Annotated in this window: 24 protein-coding genes; 5 read left to right on the top strand and 19 right to left on the bottom strand. The window is 46.6% G+C overall.

Translation table 11 applies throughout. The features are described 5' to 3' along the window. Positions 1-168: 168 nt before the first annotated feature. The 3 genes from UB32_RS10835 to UB32_RS10825 all read right to left on the bottom strand — a co-directional run bounded on the left by UB32_RS10835 (position 169) and on the right by UB32_RS10825 (position 2,386). Positions 169-675 carry a YwgA family protein gene (locus UB32_RS10835; protein WP_044393704.1) on the bottom strand — a complete coding sequence of 169 codons (507 nt, stop codon included), beginning with the start codon at positions 673-675 and terminating at the stop codon, positions 169-171. Positions 676-693: 18 nt separating this feature from the next. Further along, positions 694-2,010 (bottom strand): HD domain-containing protein, encoded by a 1,317-nt coding sequence (locus UB32_RS10830; RefSeq protein ID WP_044393702.1) that lies wholly within the window; start codon positions 2,008-2,010, stop codon positions 694-696. A gap of 154 nt (positions 2,011-2,164) precedes the next feature. Then, complete coding sequence (locus UB32_RS10825; protein ID WP_044393700.1) at positions 2,165-2,386, bottom strand: DUF1450 domain-containing protein; 222 nt, start codon at positions 2,384-2,386, stop codon at positions 2,165-2,167. A 288-nt stretch (positions 2,387-2,674) separates the two neighbouring features. Between UB32_RS10825 and UB32_RS10820 the strand changes: the two genes are divergently transcribed. Further along, positions 2,675-3,526, top strand: a complete 852-nt coding sequence (locus UB32_RS10820) for an RsfA family transcriptional regulator (protein WP_044393710.1) — start codon at positions 2,675-2,677, stop codon at positions 3,524-3,526. A 102-nt stretch (positions 3,527-3,628) separates the two neighbouring features. On the opposite strand, the gene UB32_RS10815 is transcribed toward UB32_RS10820, so the two are convergent. Together UB32_RS10815 and pta are read right to left on the bottom strand one after the other, a co-directional pair. Further along, entirely contained in the window at positions 3,629-4,465 is an 837-nt protein-coding gene (locus tag UB32_RS10815; RefSeq protein WP_044393698.1) for a lipoate--protein ligase family protein, read from the bottom strand. Positions 4,466-4,560: 95 nt separating this feature from the next. Next, complete coding sequence (gene pta, locus UB32_RS10810; protein WP_044393696.1) at positions 4,561-5,541, bottom strand: phosphate acetyltransferase; 981 nt, start codon at positions 5,539-5,541, stop codon at positions 4,561-4,563. A 251-nt stretch (positions 5,542-5,792) separates the two neighbouring features. Here pta and hemQ point away from each other — a divergent pair, with 251 nt between their 5' ends. Further along, positions 5,793-6,536, top strand: coding sequence for a hydrogen peroxide-dependent heme synthase (gene hemQ / locus UB32_RS10805; RefSeq protein ID WP_044393694.1), 744 nt, complete (start codon positions 5,793-5,795; stop codon positions 6,534-6,536). A gap of 173 nt (positions 6,537-6,709) precedes the next feature. After that, positions 6,710-7,237 (top strand): spore coat protein GerQ, encoded by a 528-nt coding sequence (gene gerQ / locus UB32_RS10800; protein WP_044393692.1) that lies wholly within the window; start codon positions 6,710-6,712, stop codon positions 7,235-7,237. A 101-nt stretch (positions 7,238-7,338) separates the two neighbouring features. Here the strand turns inward: gerQ and UB32_RS10795 are convergent, their stop codons facing one another. The 3 genes from UB32_RS10795 to UB32_RS10785 form a co-directional block, all read right to left on the bottom strand. After that, a complete protein-coding gene (locus UB32_RS10795; protein WP_044393690.1) occupies positions 7,339-7,710 on the bottom strand; it encodes a DUF423 domain-containing protein in 372 nt (123 codons plus the stop codon). Positions 7,711-7,732: 22 nt separating this feature from the next. After that, the gene (locus tag UB32_RS10790; RefSeq protein ID WP_044393688.1) at positions 7,733-8,035 is read right to left on the bottom strand and encodes a YwdI family protein; all 303 of its coding nucleotides are present in this window, start codon (positions 8,033-8,035) and stop codon (positions 7,733-7,735) included. A 150-nt stretch (positions 8,036-8,185) separates the two neighbouring features. Then, on the bottom strand, positions 8,186-8,860 hold the full coding sequence (locus UB32_RS10785) for a uracil-DNA glycosylase (protein WP_044393686.1): 675 nt from the start codon (positions 8,858-8,860) through the stop codon (positions 8,186-8,188). 157 nt (positions 8,861-9,017) lie between these two features. Between UB32_RS10785 and UB32_RS10780 the strand changes: the two genes are divergently transcribed. Next, positions 9,018-9,347, top strand: coding sequence for a general stress protein (locus UB32_RS10780; RefSeq protein ID WP_044393683.1), 330 nt, complete (start codon positions 9,018-9,020; stop codon positions 9,345-9,347). A gap of 62 nt (positions 9,348-9,409) precedes the next feature. Here the strand turns inward: UB32_RS10780 and UB32_RS10775 are convergent, their stop codons facing one another. From UB32_RS10775 to fdhD, 11 genes are all read right to left on the bottom strand, one after another. After that, the gene (locus tag UB32_RS10775) at positions 9,410-10,429 is read right to left on the bottom strand and encodes a thiazole biosynthesis adenylyltransferase ThiF (protein WP_044393682.1); all 1,020 of its coding nucleotides are present in this window, start codon (positions 10,427-10,429) and stop codon (positions 9,410-9,412) included. A gap of 75 nt (positions 10,430-10,504) precedes the next feature. Continuing rightward, complete coding sequence (gene moaD, locus UB32_RS10770) at positions 10,505-10,738, bottom strand: molybdopterin converting factor subunit 1 (RefSeq protein WP_044393680.1); 234 nt, start codon at positions 10,736-10,738, stop codon at positions 10,505-10,507. Further along, positions 10,731-11,195 (bottom strand): molybdenum cofactor biosynthesis protein MoaE, encoded by a 465-nt coding sequence (locus UB32_RS10765; RefSeq protein WP_044393679.1) that lies wholly within the window; start codon positions 11,193-11,195, stop codon positions 10,731-10,733. Before UB32_RS10765 ends, moaD begins: the two co-directional genes overlap by 8 nt. A gap of 70 nt (positions 11,196-11,265) precedes the next feature. Then, complete coding sequence (locus UB32_RS10760) at positions 11,266-13,185, bottom strand: molybdopterin biosynthesis protein (protein ID WP_044393678.1); 1,920 nt, start codon at positions 13,183-13,185, stop codon at positions 11,266-11,268. Positions 13,186-13,198: 13 nt separating this feature from the next. After that, positions 13,199-14,431: a molybdopterin molybdotransferase MoeA gene (locus tag UB32_RS10755; protein WP_044393677.1), complete on the bottom strand. Its 1,233-nt coding sequence runs from the start codon at positions 14,429-14,431 to the stop codon at positions 13,199-13,201. 30 nt (positions 14,432-14,461) lie between these two features. Continuing rightward, entirely contained in the window at positions 14,462-15,061 is a 600-nt protein-coding gene (gene mobA, locus UB32_RS10750) for a molybdenum cofactor guanylyltransferase (RefSeq protein WP_044393675.1), read from the bottom strand. Positions 15,062-15,076: 15 nt separating this feature from the next. Beyond that, positions 15,077-15,886, bottom strand: coding sequence for a formate dehydrogenase accessory protein FdhE (locus UB32_RS10745; protein ID WP_044393673.1), 810 nt, complete (start codon positions 15,884-15,886; stop codon positions 15,077-15,079). Positions 15,887-15,973: 87 nt separating this feature from the next. Further along, positions 15,974-16,681 (bottom strand): formate dehydrogenase subunit gamma, encoded by a 708-nt coding sequence (locus UB32_RS10740; protein ID WP_044393671.1) that lies wholly within the window; start codon positions 16,679-16,681, stop codon positions 15,974-15,976. Then, positions 16,674-17,507, bottom strand: coding sequence for a 4Fe-4S dicluster domain-containing protein (locus tag UB32_RS10735; RefSeq protein WP_044393669.1), 834 nt, complete (start codon positions 17,505-17,507; stop codon positions 16,674-16,676). The genes UB32_RS10740 and UB32_RS10735 overlap by 8 nt, the downstream gene beginning before the upstream one ends. After that, positions 17,507-20,479 (bottom strand): formate dehydrogenase-N subunit alpha, encoded by a 2,973-nt coding sequence (gene fdnG, locus UB32_RS10730; RefSeq protein ID WP_277813883.1) that lies wholly within the window; start codon positions 20,477-20,479, stop codon positions 17,507-17,509. The genes UB32_RS10735 and fdnG overlap by 1 nt, the downstream gene beginning before the upstream one ends. A gap of 65 nt (positions 20,480-20,544) precedes the next feature. Further along, positions 20,545-21,345, bottom strand: coding sequence for a formate dehydrogenase accessory sulfurtransferase FdhD (gene fdhD / locus UB32_RS10720; RefSeq protein ID WP_044393663.1), 801 nt, complete (start codon positions 21,343-21,345; stop codon positions 20,545-20,547). A 503-nt stretch (positions 21,346-21,848) separates the two neighbouring features. Between fdhD and pdxK the strand changes: the two genes are divergently transcribed. After that, complete coding sequence (gene pdxK, locus UB32_RS10715) at positions 21,849-22,673, top strand: pyridoxine/pyridoxal/pyridoxamine kinase (protein WP_044393662.1); 825 nt, start codon at positions 21,849-21,851, stop codon at positions 22,671-22,673. Positions 22,674-22,675 lie beyond the last annotated feature (2 nt).

The raw sequence follows: 22,675 nt of genomic DNA, 5'->3' as shown, positions 1-22,675 counted from the left end.
CGGGCACATGTTTCCCTTGTATGTGACCGTGAACCGCTGTTTCCTCTTTTCACGGGTACATGTGTGACTAGTTTCCTTCTATTTCTGTATTCCGGGCATATATCTCTTTTTTATAAAAAAATCGAGCACAAAACCTTAGATTAGGTTCCATACTCGATTCATTAAAAACTATTGCCTGGACTTATTTTTTAAACTCGCTATATATGAGTAAGCTTCGTCTATTTCTTCGTTGCTGTATTTCTGGCTTTTTTTCACGGTTTGGATTTTTTCCCGGACCTCGGCTTCTGACAAGTTATCAAAATACAAAACAGTGGAAACGAGTTCAAGGAATCTGGCATTTTGTCCGTTGATATCGGTCAGACAATCATGTAGCCGTGGCATCTCGACGCTGTTCTCTCCGAGGAATTCCTGGCCAGCTTCTGTAAGGGTGTAGCGGTACTGGTAATAGCCGCCTTTCTTTTCTTTCACTTCTTCCAAAAAGCCCATATTGCAAAGCTCTTCCACTCGTAAAGTCAGCTCTTCCGAATACGGTCCATAAAAATGAAACTGAAAGCGTTCTTGGAACGGAAAGTCCAACTTTTTGGCGATATAGATCATTTTCTGCAGTTTTTTCCTGCCGGTGACCTCTCCAGAAACGGAAATGGCATGTATGATTTTAGCGTGGTCTTTTAACAAAACGCGTCAACTCCTGTATCAAATGGTCCCATTGTCTAAGTTCAGCTCAAGAATCTGTGCAATCTGCATCATTTCAGGTCGTGCTTTTTCCTTTTCCAAAAAATCGGCTGGATAGTATAATTTATGATCTGTCCGCCTTTTACCAGAAATGGCGTCGACAATCTCAGACTCACGAGACAGTTCGCGGATCTCCCCATTCTTTTTCAGCAGGTGGATTGGCAGGCGTTCTTCCTCCTCGCCAGGACGGTAAAAATCATATGGAAGGTCTGAGGAAGAATCGACTACCAGATAGTATTCCGGGTCAATCCCTGCCTGCTCGAACAGCACCGAAAGCTTTGCCAGCTTCTTGTATTCTTTTGCAGGGTCGAACTCGACATATTTAAACAGATTGCGATTATTAAAGCGGCGGCACAAATCGCTGAGAATCTGGTCCTCCTCTTCTTCCCATATTTGAAAATAATAGAGAAAGACTGCCTCGTCTAATTTTAAATAGTCTTGCAAGGAGATTCGATCCTCAAAAATCGAGTAAAAATGGTGCGGTTTATGTTTAAATGTATAGTTTTGTTCATGAAGGTGTTTGGCACGGTGCAGGATCTTCGACAGGATGACCTCCGCACTTCTTGTCACAGGATGGAAGTAGACTTGCCAGTACATCTGGTAGCGGCTCATTATATAGTCCTCGACAGCATGCATCCCGCTCTGCTTGATGACGACCTGATCTTCCCGCGGTCGCATGACACGCAAAATTCGTTCCATATCAAAATGTCCGTAGCTGACTCCTGTAAAATAGGCATCTCTCTGCAGGTAGTCCATCCGGTCTGCGTCAATCTGACTCGAAATCAAGCTGATGATCAACTTATTTTCATACGTTTTTTCGATTACTTCGGCTACCTTTCTCGGAAAATCTACCGCCACCCTTGAAAGAACTTGGTTCACTTCTGTATCGCCAAGAATGATTTTCCTTGTAAAATCTTCGTGATCGAGGTCGAAAACTTTCTCGAACGAGTGGGAGAACGGTCCATGGCCTAAATCATGTAACAGGGCGGCACATAAAGAAAGCAGGCGCTCCCCCTCATTCCATTCAGGACGGGAAGCAAACACATTATCCACGATCCGCCGGGTGATTTCATAGACACCGAGTGAATGGTTGAAACGGCTGTGCTCAGCTCCGTGGAAGGTCAAATACGTTGTGCCGAGCTGCTTGATCCTTCTCAAACGCTGGAACTCCTTCGTCCCGATCAGATCCCAGATCACTCGGTCACGGACATGGACATACCGGTGTACTGGATCTTTGAATACTTTTTCTTCAAATAATTTTTCTTCCGAATATTCCATCGTTCTCCTTCTCCCTGATTAGCTTGTTTCCATTATAGCTTGTTTCCTTCGTCAAATCATCACGGTTTTCTGCAAATTTTTACAAAAAATGTAGCAAATATGTTTAAAAAAATCACCTCATTATAAAGGTGATTTGCTTTTTTTTTGAAAAAGTTTATTTAAGCTTCTTCTGTACTTTTTCTATCAATTCTTCCTCGGTTAGTGCAGCGACGGGACGATTGTTGACGAATGCGAATGTCTTTTTCCTGCCTGGTCCACAGTAGGACTGGCAGCCGATTTCAATCGTTGCTTGAGGATCGAGCTGCTTGAGCTTCGGAATTAATGTTTTAAGGTTTACGGCCTGACAATCGTCGCAAACACGAAATTCGTTTGCCATTTAAGACAATCCTTTCTTTACAAACTCGCCGTTCTTTACCAGCCTAACCTGATCCATCGTTTGCTTGTAGCTGTGCAAGGCGGCCGCGCTTTTCTTTAAGACTAAAGCGTATTTTACCTCTAATTGTACTTGATTGCAAGCTGTTGAACAGGCCTATTTGCTTATCTAGCTATATGGAAAACACGTATTTCCCGCAAAAAATCTACTATCCTTCCATTATACGATGTATAAGGTTTCCAATTTCCGGACAAGCTTGAATTATAAGTTTTAAAAGGGAGTTGAAAAATGATGAAAACACGTCAAGATGCCTGGACAGAGGAAAATGATTTACTGCTGGCTGAAACCGTGCTCCGCCATGTAAGGGAAGGAAGCACCCAATTGAACGCTTTTGAAGAGGTAGGCGACAAGCTGGACCGCACTTCCGCCGCCTGCGGATTTCGCTGGAACGCCGTCGTGCGGCATAGCTATGAAAAAGCATTGCAGATTGCCAAAAAGCAGCGGAAACAGAGACAGAGAATCCTAGGAAAAGATCAGAGCGGTAAAAAGAAACTGCTCTACAATCCGCCGGTTCCAACTTTAGATGACAGTTTAACAGGATCGCCAGCAGCAGGAAATGGTGACCAGCCCAGCTTCGATCTATCGATACTGGAACAGGACGACAAGCAGATCGACGCTGCACTGATGGCCGAAATGCAAGCGTTTGTAAACAAGGACAAGACCCCGAAGGATTATTCAGTAGAAACAGCCGAAGAGCTAGCCGAAATACCTGCGAAAACGGTCGAAACACCTGTATCTCGTACAGCGCCTGTCCGCTACACCGTTCCGCCAACCGGATTAACGATGGGACATGTCATCGCCTATCTGCAAAGCCTGAGCGGTTCATCGCTCCAGATTGACATTTATAAGAGCGAGAATGAAAGATTGAAACGAGAAATCAATAGTTTAAGAAAACAAAATGAAGACTTGCAGAACAAAATCACCAGTCTCGAGGAAAATACGAACACCATGCAGGAAGATTACGAAACACTCATGAAAATCATGAACCGGGCCCGCAAACTCGCCCTGTTTGATGAGGAAGAGCGATCAGCAACCAAGTTTAAGATGGACCGCAATGGCAATCTCGAAAAAGTAGCCGAATAACGCTCCAATCATGACCCGAAGATGGAGAAGGAGAAGATGGCAACAACTGCCTCTATGTTTTTAAAAAAGCTGGGATCATTCGATTCCAGCTTTTCTTGTCGACTATTCCAAAAATTTTTCATTCCGTTCGATCACTCGCTGGTAATAATGGTCAAAAAGCTCCAGCTCGTCTCCGTTCAAAAATCCTGAGGTGAGTTCGTTGCTGTTTGCTTGTAGGAATGTTAACAGCCGCAGCATCACCTCTTGAATGGTGAGATCCACTCCGAATAATTCGGACAAGGAGGCCATCACCTCTGGCTGGACTTTTGGATAGGTAAATTTCGTCCTTTCTCCGTTAATGGCGCGTTCATAAAACCCACGGATCAATTCAGCCCTCTGGCTGCCCTTCCCTGAGACACAAAGATAGATTTGCACAGCGACCCCCTTTTTCAGACGGCGCTGCGAGATTCCGGCGAATTTTTTCCCGCCGATGCTCAGATCATAGCTTCCAGGACAATAGGATGCAGCAATTTCCTTAGCCTCTATGCTTTTGTTAAAATCAGCGAACAACTCCTTGACCAATAACCACATGGCATCATAGCCGCGATTGATGTCGATCGCTTTTTCCTTTTCAGGGAGAACGAGCGAAAGATTGAGGACTCCTTCATCCAGCACGACGGCAAGACCACCCGAGTTGCGAACAATATACTTGTACCCTTGCCTTTCCAGGTAGTCGAGTCCGCCCTCGAGATAGGGAAGCCTTGTATCCTGGATTCCAAGGACGACTGTGTCATGATGAACCCATGCTCTCGCTGTTGCCGGTGACTCGCCTTTTCCGACCGATTCACATAATGTATCGTCCGTCCCGAATGACTGCAGGGCATGAAATTCAGGGCCAAGAGCTGACTGGTCGATCACTCTCCATTTATCCTGACGCAGTAAACTAAGCGCCTCATCCATCGCAATTTCCTCTTTTCTACCTTTAGCTTTTTTTCGTTGAAGCTGCTGAAAAAAAGCCGATCGAAAAATTCCGACCAGCCGAGAATCTATTCTTTTTACTTAGTTAACGCCTGTGCTGCTGTGATCAGTGCCAGCTTGTACACATCTTCTTCACTGCAGCCGCGCGATAAATCGTTTACCGGGCGGTTCAGCCCTTGCAAAATCGGTCCGATTGCATCAAATCCGCCAAGGCGCTGTGCGATTTTATAGCCGATATTCCCTGCCTCAAGGTTTGGGAATACGAACACATTGGCGTTGCCCATGATCACTGAATCTGGAGCTTTCTTCTCTGCAACCGATGGAACGAAGGCGGCGTCGAATTGGAACTCTCCATCAACAATTAGCAGCGGATCACGGAGCTTGGCTTCGGCTACTGCTGCTGATACCCTTTCCGTTTCTGGGGAGACAGCTGAGCCTTTTGTGGAGAAGCTAAGCATTGCCACGCGCGGCGGTTCCACATCGAACATTCTGGCTGTCTTCGCACTTTCAACCGCAATTTCAGCAAGGTCCTGGCTGTCGGGAGCAATATTGATCGCACAGTCGGCGAATACATACTTCTCCTCTTCACGAACCATAATGAAAACTCCGGATGTCTTGCGTACGCCTTCCTTTGTTTTGATGATTTGCAATGCCGGTCTTACCGTGTCCGCAGTCGAGTGGGCTGCCCCGCTGACAAGGCCGTCTGCTTTGTTTGAGTACACTAGCATTGTGCCAAAATAGTTTTCATCAAGCAGAATTTTGCGCGCTTGCTCCTCTGTGGCTTTCCCCTTCCGTCTCTCCACAAAGGCTGCGACAAGCTCGTCCATCATCGCGAAGTTGGCAGGATCATATATTTCTGCTGCGTCAAGCGATACATCCAAGTCTGATGCCTTCGCCTGGATTTGTTCAATATCTCCTATTAAAATCGGGGTTAATACGCCGTCTGCAGCTAGTTTTCCGGCTGCTGTCAAAATCCGTTCGTCGAGTCCTTCCGGAAACACGATCCGTAAATTTTGACCGGTTAATTTGGCTTTCAAGCCTTCAAATAAATCACTCATGCTGACTCCTCCTTTAATCTATACTATTAGCATACTTTACCGCCATTAAAATACAAGAGTGATACCGCTTTCACCATTGAAATCTTTTTATTAAAAATTTTCCTACCTGTTCCGTGCTTCTTTTACTATTTGTAATCCTTAACAAAATATCCTTTTTCTAAACAGGATAAACAATCCCGGGTAATATTAACATGGCGAAAGGAGAAACTATGCTATGATATTGATATAATTTATTTTTAGGAGTGATAGAAATGACTGATGCAGCACAGACTTTAGATGGCTGGTATTCCCTACATGATTTCCGCACGGTTGATTGGATAACCTGGAAGATGATTCCAGCTGAAGAACGCCAAGAAATCATTCAAGAATTTCTAGGCCTTGTGGAAAAATGGGACAAGACTCAGACTGATAAACAAGGAAGTCATGCCCTGTATACGATTGTCGGCCAAAAAGCAGACTTCATGATGATGATCCTGCGCCCAACGATGGAAGAATTAAATGAGATCGAAACAGAATTCAACAAATCGAGACTTGCTGAATTCACGCTTCCTGCTCATTCTTATGTTTCAGTTGTCGAGCTGAGCAACTATTTGCCGGCTGGCGAAGATCCATATCAGAACCCGCAAATCCTTGCCCGCCTTTACCCTGAACTTCCAAAGGCTAAGTATGTTTGCTTCTATCCAATGGACAAGCGGCGCCAAGGTGCAGACAACTGGTATATGCTCCCAATGGAAGATCGCCGCAATATGATGCGCAGCCACAGCATGATCGGCCGCCAGTATGCAGGCAAAGTAAAGCAGATCATCACCGGCTCCGTTGGCTTCGACGACTATGAATGGGGCGTCACTTTGTTCGCTGACGATGTCCTGCAATTCAAGAAGCTTGTTTATGAAATGCGCTTTGATGAAGTCAGCGCCCGCTATGGCGAATTCGGATCCTTCTTCGTAGGAACTCTGCTAGAAGAAGACCGCATCCCTGCATTCCTGAATGTTTAAAAGATAAGAAAACCCCCAAGCAAATGCTTGGGGGTTTTTTGTCCGTTCGTTTAAAATGTTTGAGTCATAAAACGCAGCTTCCCTCATATGATGAACTAGTGAGGATCGGTTACTTGTACTCTATCCTATTAAAGCTTAGTTGAGAAAGAAATCATTTTTGAGGAGGCTACGCAATGACTCAATACAATAATCCCTACTATAATTACCGAGCGTTTCCACAGATGTATCAGCCTTATAGCGGCAATGAAGAAAAATCGGCTGCGCCAGGACAGATGCCGCAAATGGCTCAAATGGGACAGATGGGGCAGATGGGGCAAATGGGGCAAGGAGGTACTCCCTTCCCCCCTGCCCAGTCCGGCGGTTTCATGCCTGGTGTTGGTGGAGGTGCTGTTGGAGGCGTCCAGGTACCAGGAATGCTTCCAATCGAAGCATCCTATATCGAAAATATCCTTCGCTTGAACAAAGGAAAGCTTGCAACGGTGTATGCGACTTTCGAAAATAACACCGAGTGGAATGCAAAAATTTTCCAAGGAATCATTGAAGCAGCTGGAAGGGATCATCTCATCCTCAGTGACCCACAGACGGGCAAACGCTATCTATTGCCAATGATTTACGTGGATTACGTAACGTTTGATGAAGAAATCGAATATGATTACCCCTACGGAGGCGGTCCTGGATTAACAGCTTACCCGCCTAGATAAAGATCCTCAACCCTACAAAGCGGCTTCGGCCGTTTTTTTGTTACTTAAAGCGTTCAAAGTCCGAAAATTGCCGAATGGCTCTGAAAAAACAACCCATTTTATTATAGATATTTTCCTGCGGCAATGATTAATAATACCCAAGCGGCGAGGAATGATACTCCGCCAAGTGGGGTGATGGCACCGAGGATGCTGATTTTTGTAAGCGTCAGCGTATACAGGCTTCCGGAAAATAGGATGATTCCGATCAGCATCAGCCAGCCTGACCAGTTTAGCAGTGAAGTTGCCGGGAGTTTTCCTAGCAGCACGCCAATGAATAAAATTCCGATTGCGTGGAACATCTGATAGGTAACACCCGTTTTCCAGATTTCAATATATTTCGGCTCCACCTTGCCTTCCAGTCCATGCGCACCAAAAGCTCCTAGCGCGACTGCAAGAAAGGCATTGATCGCTCCAATTATGATAAATATTTTCATCGTTTTCACCTCTATTTTTAATTTAGAAATCGAATAGCGAATCTCCGTTTGAGTTATCATCCATTTCCAGTTTTTTCGGTTGCAGAGCGATTGGAGATGGCTGGCTCGCCGGCAGTTGCTGCTGTGGTTGGGCAGGAATAAATGGTTGAGCTGGCTGTTGGACGATTGGGCCTTGCCCGGATCCTCCTGGTTCATCAAGAACAAGTTCACAAAGCGTTTTAATGGACTGGATACGTTCTCGCTGTGCAGCTTCTGATCGTGCTGATTTGGCTATCCTTATTTCTTCTTCCATTTTTAAAAGCAATTTTTGCAGAGAAATATTCATGCATTCACCTCCACGGACGCTAGCTGATAAGGTAAGATCAGATTCTATGTTGTCGTATGGTTTCATTTTACCTTATATCCGCACTATTTTCGACTGTAGAAGAATTTGCTGTCGGTTTCACGTGGAACATGTCGAATTTTTAAGAAACAATTACCTATCTTCGATTTGCCAATCGATTTCCTGTCTGTCCGATTGTCGCAAAATCTCATTCACTTTAGAGAAAGGTTTGCTTCCAAAGAAGCCTCTGCTGGCAGACAAAGGGCTTGGATGGGCAGACTGGATGATTTTATGCTTGCTTTCATCAATTAACTTCCTTTTCGTTTCGGCTGGTTTGCCCCAAAGGATGAAAATCACTGGTGCTTCACGCTCATTCAACAGTTTGATAACTTTATCGGTGAAGATTTCCCATCCCTTCCCCTTGTGGGAATGCGCTTCTCCCTTTCTGACTGTTAGTACCGTATTTAACAGCAGGACACCTTGGTCTGCCCAGTTTTTTAAATAGCCATGATTGGGAATTTTGCAGCCAAGGTCCTCTTTCAGCTCCTTGAAAATATTTCGCAGGGATGGCGGGACGGCAACCCCTGGTTTAACCGAAAAACTAAGACCATGGGCCTGCCCTGGTCGATGATAGGGATCCTGACCAAGAATGACTACTTTCACCTTATCATAGTCGGTAAACAGCAATGCATTGAAGATGTCTTCCTTCTCGGGATAGACCGTTTCCTTCTCGTATTCTTCCATCAAGTATTCTCTTAATTCAAGGTAATAGGCTTTTTCAAATTCCTCCGCCAGCAAGGATGCCCACCCGTTTTTCAGCAATTGCATCCTGAAAGTCGCTCCTTTCTTTCCATAACGATATGTGAACATTTTTCCCAACAAGTTTAGACGAGCGTATATCGGTTATATATAGAGTGTAGACGTGGAAGGCTATAACAGCTTCCCAAACTAGTATAGATGAAAAATCACTAAGGAGGAAGATAGCATGGTAAAAATCGAAGTCGTTGAAAACGGCGTACAGGCAACGGAAAAAATCAGCTCGCTCGAGGCTGCAGGTTTTGGGAAAGAAAATATTTATATATTCGCTCATGAGGAAAACCGCAGTGAACACTTGACAGAGGCAACCGAAACAGGCGATCTCGGCTTCAAGGAACAGGGCTTCTTTGATTCCATCGGCAATATGTTCAAATCACGCGGAGACGAACTGCGCAGCAAATTCGAATCACTCGGACTCACAAAGCAAGAAGCCGAGCAGTATGAAGTCGAATTGGATAAGGGACGCTTAGTCCTTGTTGCAAACAATGAAGGAAAATAAACCAAGCAAAAAGTTTTTTCAAAAACCCCCTCCGGAAGCCGGCAGGGGGTTTTTGCATTTCTCTAGCCTAAAAACCGCTGATAGATGCTGCGTGCCTGTGCCAAATCCTTCGTCCCGTGGATTAATGCTCGGCCGTCTTGGAAAATGACCATCCTGTTTTCGTCTATTTCGACCGATACTAGATAGGGGTTCGCTTTTACTTGATAACCCAAATCCCTCATTTTTTCAGCCGTTTCCTGAAGGTTCAGCTGCTGCTGCTTCGGCGGTCTAACCTGGACTGTATCCCGTCCGCACAGAACCGTCGTTTTCGTCCTATTTTCCGCATCCAAATAAGGGTAGGTCGGATTTTCGCCGCAGGAGAGGCAGCCAGAATCCTTCGCTTTTGACATTTTCATGCTTGCATACTGATTTCGCCACAGATCAAAGCTGACAAAAGAAGTTCTGAGCGCATCCCAGTCTTCGACAAGAATTTTCAGTGCTTCGCTGCCTTGATGGGCGATGACCATTTGTACGGCAGGCCCAATGATGCCACCTGTGTCGCAAGTCATCCCTTGCAGCGGCATCGTCTTCAGCAAGCAGTTTAGACATGGCGTTTTTCCAGGAATGATCGAGAAACTCATGCCAAAGCTGGCGACACAGGCACCATAAATCCACGGAATCTGGTACTTTTGCGAAATATCATTAATCGCCATTCTTGTTTCAAAATTATCCGTCGCATCGATGATTAAATCGACACCATCGACTAGCTCCTCCAGTTTTTCAGGAGTGGCATCTGCGATCAAGGCACGGATCTCCACATCAGAATTGATGGCTTTCAGTCTTTTTTCAGCTGCGGCAGCCTTGGGAAGCTTCTGAGCGACATCCTCTTCGGTGTATAATTGCTGTCTTTGCAGATTGCTTGCTTCGATATAATCACGGTCGACTATCGTCAGACGGCCGATCCCAGCTCTCACTAGCAGCTCGGCGTTTCCTGATCCTAAAGCACCTGCACCAATCATCAGCACATGCTTGCTGCGAATTTTTTCCTGTCCAGATTTTCCTATTGGAGGAAACAGCGTCTGGCGTGAATACCTTTCTGACATAGGTGTTACCTCCTGTAAAACAAACGCCCAGATTCCATCGAAAAGTCTGTCAACGGAACGGGTATTTGCTATCGATCAACCGCCGGAAACTGGCGGGATGAAGGCGATGGTATCCCCTTCTTTAATGACTTCCTCATTGGATGCAAATTCTTCATTGATCGCTGTCATGGAACTATCAAGCTTTTGGACACCATATTTTTCTGCAACCATTCGCTTCAGTTCAGCAACCGTCTTGCCTGCAGCATCGATTTCGACTGATTCATGGCCAGCTTCGTCTCGCAGGTGGGCAAAAAATAATAGTTTATTCATGGAAATCCTTCTCCTCCGGTTTCCCTGTCGGATATGGGACAGTTTCTAGTTGGTTGCCAATCCATTCTTCGCCATCCTCCCAATGCTCTTTCTTCCAGATTGGGACGATTTCCTTGATGCGCTCTATCGCGTAACGATTGGCTTCATAGGCATCGTTGCGGTGAGGGGTGGAAACGGCGATCACGACCGCAATATCCGTGATATCGAGTTTGCCTACCCGATGCGTGATTGCGACCTGTGCGCCACTCCAGCGTTCCTGAATTTCCGTGCCAATTTGCTCCAGTTTTTTGACAGCCATTGGCTCATAGGCTTCATATACAAGGTAAACGGTTTTCTTTCCCTTTGTCCATTCACGGACAGTGCCAATGAATGTTGTGATTGCCCCTGCTTCGCGCTGGATTACTTTATCAATCACCGCTTGAACGTTGATTGGATCTTTCGCTATTTCAAAATTCATCAAAATCACCTCTATAAAACTGATCCAGATCAGGATGTATGTTTTGGATTTTTCCCTTTCCCCACGCCTTTTAAAAATATATAGGTTGAGGATTTTCGACGACAGCGTATCCGCCGATTTTGTCGACTTCTAATTGGAAGGCGTGTGATTGAATCACCGATGTTAACCATCTTCCCTTTTCACTTTCGAAAAATGCTTTTGTCATCAGCAAATCATAGCTTTCGTCTGCAACCGGGATGAAGTCGAGTCCCATTGCCCGGGCAGCCGGGTAGATCCCGAGTCCGGCGGCATTGTCGTTTCCCTTTACTTCAGCAGCGACGCTTAAATGGGAGAACATTTCACGGTCATACCCATTGATCTGGTCTGCGTCGAGGCCAGCTTCTCGTAACAATAAATCGAACAATATACGAGTACCGGCACCTTTTTGCCTGTTGGCATAATCGGCATTCTTCGCGGCGATGTCGCTGACATGTTCAATTCCGAGCGGATTGCCTTTTGGAAGCATCCAGCCTTGCGTTCTCTTCAAGAAGGGGTAAAGGACTGCGTCTTGCCCAGCAAGTAATTTCCTTACATAGGTAATATTATATTCCTTTGTCTCTGGGTCAAGCAAATGAATGCCCGCTACATGGGCTTCCCCTTTTCTGATTGCCATCAAACCGGCCATGCTGCCAACATGGGAAGAAACAATTTTCATGTCGGTGCGCTGATTTTTGAGCTGGGAGGATAGCAGGTCTATTGTCATGTCATGGCTGCCGCTGAAGACGATTGCATTTTTTATCTCTTCCACCGGTCTGTAAAGCTCAACCTCGACAGTATCTCCCTGTTCGTATCCCAACTCTTCCGGCGGCACGACGAGCAAGCCGTCTGCGCGCACGAGCGACATCGTAACGCCCGCCGCACGCGTCAGCGGATTGGCGACAAATTGTCCATTCACATAGCCGATATTCATTCGGACAAAGTCCTCTGCCCCCATCGTGGAGACAATCCTGCGGCCAAGCTTGACTTTCAGCTTTGCCCGTTCTGGCTCTTGGACCCCTAGATACTTGCAAATGAGCGGCCTGACAAACCACTCTAATGCCATATAGGCCGAAACCGGATAACCCGGAACCCCTACGACCACTTTCTCTTTTATTTTTCCCAAAATGACAGGCTTGCCCGGCCTTGTCGCAACACCATGGGTAAAAACAGTGCCAAGCTCCTCCAGAATGTGTACCGTATAATCCTTTGAACCTGCAGAAGAACCTGCGTTGATCACAACGATTTCAGATGTGTCAGCCGCGTTCAGCAATGCTTCTCTAATTTTTTCCGGTTCATCCTTAACGATCGGATGCAACAAAGGCTGGCCGCCCCAATCTTCTACATAAGCGCTAAAAACGGTGCCATTGAACTCGATGATTCGGCCTGACGACAGCGATGCATCTGCGCTGACCAGTTCATTTCCTGTTGGAATGATTGTTACAAGCGGCTTTTTCACTACGCACACCTCGGTGGCCTGTGCGGCAAGCAGTGCGCCAAGATCGGCAGGACGCAGCTGATGCCCCTGTGTGAACAGCATTTCCTCCTGAACGATATCCTCGCCAATCGGGCGGATATGCTGCCATGGCGTTGCCGGCTCGATGATTTCGATCGTCTCATCGTCGATAACATGAATGTTTTCGACCATAATGACGGCATTAAATTCCTGAGGGATGGCATTTCCGGTGTCAACATAGGTGAATTGCTCATCCTTTTTTAACTGGAGCGGGCGCTGCTCATGGGCTTCATACGTATCCTCGGCGTTGACAGCAACTCCATCCATCGCGGATGCATGGTAAAAAGGCATCGAAACCTTGGCGAAAACAGGTTCAGCAGTAATACGGCCAAGGGCAGCAGCAGCCGGAATCCATTCCTTTTTCTGGGGCAAGTCAAATGCAGACAGGACTTCCTCCCTTGCTTGCGCGCGCGGCTTGTCTTCTAGATAAATCTTTCGGTTATAGCGGATTTTATCCATGATGCGGCTCCCCCTATCTCGTCAAAATGACTGGAACGTAATCGCCTTGAGAAATTCCCTCTTTTTCGGAAATAATCTCAACGATTCCATCGCTTTTTACCAAAGTTGTGATTAGCCCTGATTTGCCGATGATTGGCTCGGCCCACCATTCCCCATCCTTTTTTTCCAGCCTGACCCGGATATAATCGGATCTTCCTGCTGAGGATGCGATGTTTTTAACAATCCGAGCGAAAATCCGCTCGGGCTTCTGTTCCTTTTTTTCCCCTTTTAGCCTGCGGAAGATCTGTTCGCCAAACAACTTGAAGATGATCATTGCCGATGCCGGATGCCCCGGCAATCCAATCACCGGCTTTCCATCTGCTACCGCCAAAATCGTCGGCTTGCCTGGCTTGATTGAGATTCCATGGACAAACACGCCTGGAGCTCCAAGGGACTGGATGACCTCCGTTGTGTAGTCCTTCGTGCCAACGGAACTTCCCCCTGATAAAATAAGGCAGTCCACCTGTTGATATAGTTCACGTGCCTTGCTAGCAAACTCCTGATAATCATCGCCGGTGATGCCGCCATACATCAGCTCGATGTCCCATTCATTGGCCAAGCCTTTGACAGTCAGGTAGTTAATGTCACGGATTTGCCCAGTTTCAAGTGTTTTGGTTTCAAAAGGAACGATTTCGTCGCCTGAAGATAGGTAAGCAGCTTTCAATTTGCGATAGACCTTCACCTCGGAAATACCAAGTGCCGCCAAGGCTCCCAGCTCCTGCGGCCGCAATTTCGTCCCTGCGGTTAACAGCACCTCGCCGATGCGAATATCCTCGCCTGAACGGATAACGTTTTCGCCAGGAGCGATCTGCTTGTACGTATTCAATAGCCCGCCGATTTCCTCGCAATGCTCGATCATTAGCACGCTGTCGCTGCCCGGTGGAAGCATTCCGCCCGTCGGTACATTAATGGCTTCTCCCCTGCCCACTGGTTTGACCGCCACTTCGCCCATATGAATCTCTCCGGTAACATTCAGAAATCCAGGCATCGATTCTGATGAACCATAGGTGTCTCTGGCGATGACCGCATACCCATCGACGGTAGAGCGGTCAAAGCCCGGTACATTCTCATCGGCCTTGATGTCCTCGGCCAGGATAGAATGAAGGGATTCATCAAGCGCACGAACTTCGGTTTCTTTGATTTTGCTAATTTTTTCATCGATTAACGCAAATGTCTCTTCAACCGTTTTCACTTTGAAAAATTGCATGCTGGCTATCTTCCTTTCTGGCACCTGAAACTATTCCCCGGATTCCATCCATTTCTTCGCAGCTTCATATTCATCGGGATGGTTCATATTAAAAAAAATGCGTTCCAGATTGCTGCCGCCATACAGCTGCAAGTCTGAGTCCTCGAGGTAGCGAACATCCAGTTTTGCAAGCATATGCCTGATCCTTAAGTTGCCGTCCTCGATGCATTTCACCGCATCGCGGGCAACCCGTTTTTGGTACGCCGCAAAAAGCGGATGCTCCCTGCCATCACTGACGGGCACAACGGCATCGTGGTGCTTGAGCGCTTTTACAAGATTTCCGGCAAGCTCTGCAGATACAAACGGCATATCACAGGCTACGATGAAATTCTCTTCGTAATCTGATGCTTCCAGCCCTGCATGGATGCCCGCAAGCGGCCCGGAACCCGGATACTGGTCTGTTACACTTTTCAATTGTAAAAACTGATAGCTTTCAGGATCATTCGTTACTAGAATTATATCATCAAATACTTGTTGTAACTCATCCTTCATTCTCTCAATATTCGATTTTTCATGAAATTTCAGGAGAGCCTTGTTCGTTCCCATCCTGCTAGATTTGCCGCCTGCCAAAATAATCGCTCCGGCTTTCATCCGACAGCACCTCTTTTAATTTGTCTGTTTGGTTTCCCCAGCGGATTTGTAGCCATTTTCCTGTGCTACAAAATCGAGGTGGATTGTATTCAAGTCTAGCATTGCCGGTGTCGGCTTTACAATATATTGTCTTGTATCAATTATTTTCGTATAGCCTTTGCATTCTTCACAAACCTGGATTTGCGCGGCGGACTCTCCTTCGATCGTCAAGAAATGGACTGTTTCATGGTCCTCATTGCCACAATGGGAGCATGTAATCCGTTTATCATGCCAGTGGGCTAGGCAGCGCGGACAGTGCAATACCTTTTTTCCACCGTCTTCCAGCTGTGCAAGCCGGACCGGTTCTCCGCAGACAGGGCATCCGGCGCCATGAACGGCGTACTGAATTTCCCCCTGGACTTTTTCCGCGGTCAGCTGCAAATAAGGCCGTAGTACCGTTTCCGCGATAAATTGCGGAATCCATCCATCGATTTCTTGCTCCTCTGCAAAGCTGGCGAAATAAATATGGTTAAAAGCAAAGGCTTCATCAATCCAGCGTTTTGCTGTCTCTTCATCTAAAAGCCCCTTGATTGTTTCGATTGTTTTTTCTAGCTCTGGTTGATAATTCGCTAATAACTTGCCTATATCCTCTATCCACTGTAAGAATAGTGGTATGTCAAAGTCAATCGCCGTCCATGCAACGACTGGCACCCCTGATTCCATGGCTGCTTTATCTATCCTTGGAAGAATTCGGTCAGGGTCAAGGGACGTTTTCCATTGTTCCTGCAAGGAAATAATTTCCTTCTGCAGCTTCTGGTACTCTTTTGAGACAACGGACTTTTTCATGGCAGTAGCCTCTTTTCATTAGATTTTAGTAAAAAAATTTTTAGGGAATGGACCCATTTGATGGACCCATTCCCTCTGTCAAAGGTTTTAAGCGCCTTTTTTCTTGTTTTTTCCTTTGTCAAGATCGGGAAAGTTGCCTTTCTTGACTTCTTCTTCATACCATTCTGTATAGTGTTCTTTTGCCCATTCTGCCGGAACCTCGCCTGTAAGGACACCAGTGTATCCTGGACGAGAGTTTTTGTGAATGACGCTCAGGTAGATATGACCGACTACGACTGCAATCGCCAAACCGAAGCCAACATTATGAGCCACATATGCCCATTGAACGATTGCTGCCGGGAACAAGTCCGGGAACCACATCGGAAATCCAGAGCCGATGATCAGTATCGCCGTAAAAATCTGGATGATGGAGTTGATTTTTTCCCCAGCATTGAAGAAAGTCTGCTTCACATGTTTGAAATTAAAGCCGAACAGTTCTTTGACGAACTCGGTGAAAAACTGTAAATCCCGCTTTTTCCAGGTAACAAGTTCCTTGCCCCAGCGAAGCAGGCCTTTCGGTTCCAAGATCAGCCAGATAAAAGTCGGCGTTATAAACGCGACAGCGAAAATCCTGTGAAGCCTTCTGGCGCCTTCTGGACCGCCAAGCACAGGGTAGAGCCAGTCAAACCATTCCGTATACATCGGCAAGGCCGTGATATAAAGGGCGAAGAAGGAAATGGCGTTCACTGCATGCGCAACAACAAAGCCTTTCGAAAAGCGTTTGACTTTTACACCTGAATACTGGGTTTTACTCATGGCCGCCACCTCCATCCTCTTCATGGTCTTTGCCCTCTTTATTGAACAGCTTGTTGCTGACGAATGCACCAACAAGCGCCATGCTTGTTGCTCCAAGCATCATTTTGCCGATTGGCTGAGCATAATCCTTCCAGACGATCGCTGATGTCGGAACTTTCGGCTGCTCAGGCAAGCCGTATACAGAAGGTTTTTCGGCAAGGACGTAAATCGTATGAGTACCGCCGACTCCTTCTGGGTTGTAAATCATTGCGTTAGGAAATCTCTCTTTAATTTCGCTCAGGCGCTTTTCGGCTTTCTTGAGCATTTCTTCTTTTGTTCCAAACTCCATGGCGTCTGTATGACAAGTAGTGACACAAGCAGGCTGCATCCCTTCTTCCAGACGGTCAACGCACATCGTGCATTTCTGTGCTTTTTTGTACTCTTTGCCGTTTGTATCTTTGTAGGTTGCCAGCTGAACCACATCAAATGGGCAGTTCTGCACACAGTAACCACAGCCGACGCATTTATCGCTGTCCACATCGACAGTGCCAAATTCTGTGTAGTGCATCGCATCCTCTGGACACACCTTGACGCAGGCGGCATCCGTACAATGGAAACAGGAGGAGTGGCGGAAAAGGTATTCAAGATTGCCTTGTCCGTTCTCGTGTTCAATGAATGACAGCACATTCCAAGTGTTCGCTGTCACATTCGCATGTGATTGGACGCTGCCCTGGAACGCTTCCGGCTCAGCCGGAAGGTCATTCCAGTTTTTGCAGGCGACCATACAGGCGCGACAGCCGTCACATTTGGTCACATCGACAAATTTTACATATTCAGCCGTTGCCATTAGTCAGCCCTCCTTACGTCGCAGAGGAATGCCTTATATTCAGGAATCATGGTATTAGCGTCCCCGATATGAGGTGTTAAGCGGTTTGCTGTATCCCCTGTTGCATATCCTTTAAAACCGAAGTGCCAAGGCATGCCGATCTGGTGCACCTTCTTGCCATTAATCATGTGCGGCTTGAAGCGTTTCGTTACCATCGCATAGGCTTTAACCTCGCCGCGTGCGGATGTCACGATGACTTGATCCTTATTCTTGATGCCTTTTTCCTTCGCAAGTTCTTCACTCATTTCGATGTACATATGTCCGGCAAGCTCTGACAGCCACTCCTGGTTACGCGTCATCGAACCGGATTGCCAGTGTTCACTTACACGGTACGTTGTCGCCACGATCGGATACTGCTTCTTCGTGCCTTTTAAGTTGAAGTCGCCACCCCAGACTTTGATGGTCGGATTGTATTCCTGGCTAGAGAAAGCATTTGGCACCGGACTTTCAAACGGTTCGTAATGCTCTGGGAATGGTCCGTCGTTGAGCGTTGGAGCATACATGCCGCCGACGCCATCCTTTAGCATGATGAATGGGTTCATACCCCCCTTATCAGTTGGGGCGACAACCGCTTTAAAGTCTGGAATATCATGTCCCGTCCATTTTTTCGCAGCAGCATCCCACCAGATGACTGCCTTATCCTTATTCCAAGGCTTTCCAGCTGGATCTGCCGATGCTCGGTTGTATAGAATCCGGCGGTTCATCGGCCATGCATAAGACCAGTTCAGGAAGTTGCCCATGCCATTATCCTTGTTGTCACGGCGCTTGGACAGATTGCCTTCTTCCGGATAAAAGCCTGAATAAATCCAGTTTCCCGAACATGTCGAGCCGTCATCTGCGAGCATGCCGAAGTTCTCGACCTGCTTGCCTGTCTTCGTGTAATAGCCGTTGATTTCACGGGCGACAAGATCAAATTCTGGGTGATCATGTTCCCCGTAATTCCAGTACAGTGCATTAATCGATTTTGCAGCAGGCGAGCTTTCATTTTTATACAGGCCTTTGATTCTTTGCATCAGCATATGGATGATTTCCATATCTGCCTTTGATTCGCCTTTAGGTTCGATCGCCTTCCAGCGGTACTGCATCCAGCGTCCGCTGTTTGATACCGTTCCTTCTTTTTCATAGGAGGACGCGGCCGGAAGCAGGAACACTTCTGTGTTGATTTTTGAAGGATCACTGCCAGCTTCTTTTTGCCAGAATGCGGATGTTTCTGTCTCCCAAAGGTCCATTGCAACGAGCCAGTCGAGCTTGCTGAGTGCTTCTTTTTCCTTGCCAGCGTTCGGACCGCCGACGACAGGATTGGTTCCAAACAGGAATGCACCAGTCAACTCGCCTTTATACATGGCATTGAACAGGGCGATATGAGAGTAATTCTTGTTTCCTTTTGGAAGATACTGATAGCAGAATTCATTGTCTTTCGTCGCGTTCGGGCCATACCATGCCTTGAGAAGGCTGACGACAAATTTCGGCTTATTGCTCCAATAACCAGCAGCAGGTGTTTCTTTTTCGAGATAAGCTTTAAGGGTTGCGTGTACTGGCTGCTCTTTCGGCGCTCCCAGATATCCTGGAAGGTCCCCGAACAACAGACCGAAGTCGGTGGAGCCCTGTACGTTTGATTCGCCGCGAAGTGCATTCACTCCGCCGCCAGGCATACCGATATTGCCAAGAAGCAGCTGCAGCATTGCATAAGAGCGAACGTTTTGGGTGCCGACCGTATGCTGGGTTGTACCCATCGCATAAAGGATCGTACCGGATTTTCCAGGCTTTCCTGTTGCACAGTAAGCCTCTGCCACCTTGAGGTATTCTTCCTTCGGTGTTCCTGTCACTGTTGACACAGAGTCGACATCATAACGGGAATAATGCTTTTTCAGCAACTGAAACACGCTGCGAGGATGCTGCAGTGTTTCATCCTTGACCGGAGTTCCATCTTCTTGTGTTTCAAAAGACCAGCTCGCCATGTCATAGGAACGGGTTTTTGGATCATATCCGCTGAACAAGCCGTCCTTGAATGTGAAGCCTTCTTTGACGATAAAGGAAGCATTTGTATATTTAGCAACATACTCTTTGTGAACAAGATCGTGTTCAATCGCATAATTGATCAATCCGCCGATAAAAGGAATATCCGTTCCAGAACGAAGCGGTGCATAAATATCAGCCTGAGATGACGTTCTTGTGAAACGCGGGTCGACTGACAGTATTTTCCCTCCGTTTTCCCTTGCTTTTAAAAGCCATCTGAAGCTGATTGGATGGTTTTCAGCAGGGTTCGCACCAATGATCAGCGCACAATCGGTATGCTGCAGATCAGTCCAGTGATTTGTCATTGCTCCACGACCAAATGATGGTGCCAGACCGGCAACCGTTGAACTGTGTCATATTCGTGCCTGGTGCTCTAAATAGGTGACACCAAGCCCTCTCATCATTTTCGCAAGCAAATACGTTTCTTCGTTATCCAGAGCTGCGCCGCCAAGACTGGCAATCGCTTCTGTTTTATTGACAAAAATTCCGTTTGATTTTTCAACGAATGTTTTGTCCCGTGTTTCTTTCACTCGTTTGGCGATAGTATCTAGCATCCATCCCCAATCTTTTTCTTCCCACTTATCGCTGCCTGGAGCGCGGTAACGCGGCTTCAGGACGCGCTTTTCTGAGGTGAATAATTGTCTGATCGTTGTCCCTTTGCTGCACAGGCTTCCTTCATTGATGGGATGATCCGGATCCCCTTCCGTATATACCACATCATTGTTTTTCGTATGGACTAAAATCCCGCAGCCCACAGCGCAGTATGGACAAATGGTTGGTGTTACAGTAGCTTTGGCAATCTTGAGTTCTTTTGTTTTCGCATGGACTTCTTTTTCATTGAATCCGAGCTCGACAATTGCCAGGGTTGCCGCAGTGGCACCTGACAGCTTAAGAAACTGCCTGCGATTCAGGTTGATTTCAACCATCTCTCTCTCTCTCCTTCCCAATAGTTGCTTGAACATCCTTAATCCCCAAATTAGTGTTAATTTAATAGTTGCTGGGCCTGGGCTTCCCCCCTTTCAAGCAGGTCTTCCGCAGCGGCGCGGGGAGTTAAATCATCATGAATCCTCCCGGCCGATGTGTAAATCGTCGCCATTTTGCCGCGAAGATAGCCGACAACTTCTATATTGAGGAATCGCGCCAGCTGAACCGCCTGCTTAGTCGCGGCTGTGCGCGAACCGATGACGGCAAAACCAAATTTTGCGGCTTTTGAGAGCATCTCATAAGAAACTCTGCCGGTCGTAAGCAAGATGAGCCGATCTGGCTGCAAACGCTTTCGAATTGCGTGTCCGATAATCTTATCAACAGCATTATGCCTGCCGATGTCTTCCCGGACTTCGATGCTGCCATCCTCCAGAATGAGGCAGGCTCCATGCATTCCACCCGTTTCCAGGTACAATGGGGAATTTTGCGCAAATTCCGCTCGTTTTTTCAATAAATACGTCAACGAATAGGTGTCATTGGAATTCACTTTATTGAAATTTTTGACATCCGTCATTGAAAAGAAGGTCACTCCGCGGCCGCAGCCAGCTGTATAGTGTTTCTTTTTCGAAAACATCTGTTCTGGATCGAAGGAATTGCATAACGTCACATTCAATATGCCAGCCTTTTCCCTAATATCAACGCTAACAACATCCTCTGGGCCATCGATCAACCCTTCTGAAAAAAGGTAGCCGTAAACCCAATCTTCCAGATCCAGATTTGTCAGCTGAAAAACAGCAATTTCATATCCATTCAAAATCAGGCTGATTGGATATTCCTCAGGAAGGCCTTTCTTTGTCATGTTCTTCACCCCTTATTTGTTCGGTCATCCGTTGGTCTCGTTCAGCAATTGGCAACCTTTTAGGTTAATAGAAATGATGATTTCTTATAAACTGGCAATCTCTATCCTACCCGAGCTTGACATACCTGCATAAAAAGAAACATTTCACTATGCCAAAATGGTTAATACCCCTCTACCTATAATCTACTGGAAAATGACTAGGGATAACCAATGTAATTGTTACAATAATATAGATGAAAATTGTCTATTTCTTTAACAAAGTTTTTTTTAGAAAATTTTCCTATAACCCATCCTATCTTAATTCATTTTTCTACTCAGTAACTTTCCTCACGTCAAGATATGAATGACACATAATTGTCAAAAGTTAATTTTTACCTATCCTGCTTGCTTTAAAACCAATTCTTTTGTCTAATCTGGTAGAATTGGTATAATCATAAGAAAGTGTTGCGGCGGCGGTCCTGTCTATTCAGGCAGCCGCCATTCTATAAATGGAGGTAGTTCACATGAGTTTGAAAAAGGTGTTGACCATCGCAGGATCCGATACTAGCGGCGGCGCAGGTATCCAGGCTGACTTAAAAACATTCCAGGAACTTGGCGTTTACGGAATGACCGCACTTACCACGGTCGTGACGATGGATCCCAAGAATCATTGGCATCATGAAGTATTTACTCATCAAGTGGAACTGGTCGAGAAACAGCTGGAAACGATTCTATCCGTCGGAATCGATGCAATGAAGACAGGGATGCTGGGAACGGTTGATATCATCGAGCTCTCCGCCCGGAAAATCGACGAATATCACTTGGATAAAGTCGTTATTGACCCCGTTATGGTCTGCAAGGGAGAAGATGAGGTGTTGATGCCTGAAAATACCGACGCAATGAGGGAATTTCTTCTGTCAAGGGCGACGATCGTCACACCTAATATTTTCGAAGCATGGCAGCTGGCTCAGACTGGTCCAATCCGCACGATTGATGATATGAAAGAAGCTGCGGGGAAAATCCATGAGCTTGGCGCAAAAAACGTGTTGATTAAAGGCGGCAGCAAGCTCAACCACGATAAAGCAGTTGACCTTCTCTATGATGGCAAAGACTTCACTCTGTTCGAATCGGAAAAAGTAGTTTCGGGCTTCATTCATGGAGCAGGCTGCACATTTGCAGCCGCCATCACCGCTCAGCTCGCAAAAGGCCATACAGTCCCAGAAGCAGTCGGAGTCGCGAAAAAATTTATCACAGAGGCAATCAAGCACGGCTTCCGACTAAACGAATACGTAGGACCAACCGCACATCTTGCCTACAATCAATATGCAGGCGGCAACCGCGGAGAGTAAAT

The organism is Mesobacillus subterraneus (assembly GCF_000934845.1).
Lineage (GTDB): Bacteria > Bacillota > Bacilli > Bacillales > Cytobacillaceae > Mesobacillus > Mesobacillus stamsii.
The sequence above is the reverse complement of the archived record's forward strand: the minus strand, read 5'-3'. Positions and strand labels throughout refer to the sequence as shown.